The organism is Oleiphilus sp. HI0061 (genome assembly GCF_001635675.1).
The window spans coordinates 1-755 of record NZ_LWFE01000154.1 but is presented as its reverse complement, the minus strand read 5'-3'; the positions used below and the strand labels follow the sequence as shown (position 1 = coordinate 755).

The following is a 755-nucleotide window of genomic DNA, read 5'->3' as shown; positions in this document are numbered from 1 at the left end:
GGGAACAATATCGTCGAAGTCACCATAGCAAACCCTTGGGCCACTCGAGTCAATTGGGGACAATTACTTATCGATGAAGGGGATGATGATAGCTCTGAATTCATCAATATTAGCCTGTCCTCTATTGATATAGATAGTGGCACAGTTACTTTAAACCTAGATACCGAAGTACTCACAACCAGAGAGGGTGGCTACCGGCTAGAAGTAAACCTTATCGACCAGAGCGGCAACATGCACAGCCAAGCCACCGAAGACTTTCCAGGGCTTGTAGGGCAAACTCAGACTAGAACAAATAGTGTTTCATATCAGTTAGATGAACCGAGTGGCAACTTTCTAATTGAAGCTCACCTGTTTTTCCAGGAAAGCGGCTTTGACCTTCAGCAAGATTATGCCTCCACAACGTATTCACACATACAAGACTCCGGGCCTGATCAACTTCCTGCCAACGCAAATTTTTCACTTATCTCTGCAAATAATGCAAGCATCGTCGCCAATGGTAGTGCCACCACTACAATCACTCTGGATGGCTACGACCTAAGCAACAGACCAACGGCAGTAAGCGGCCAAACAGTGTTATTTTTCACGACAGCGGGGTCCATAAGCACAAGCACCGACAATGGAGATGGTAGCTACAGCGCAACGCTTACCGCACCTATTAGTATTGGCACAGCAACTATCAGCGCAACACTTGATGGTGCAACCGTTAGCGATACAGCGGCTGTCTCCTTGATTGCAGATACGCCTTCCATAGCGAC

1 protein-coding gene is annotated in these 755 nt (G+C 47.2%); it reads left to right on the top strand.

All coding sequences use genetic code 11. The features are described from left to right. Positions 1-755: Ig-like domain-containing protein (locus A3735_RS01840; protein ID WP_156499319.1), on the top strand; the 755-nt coding region annotated here is incomplete at both ends.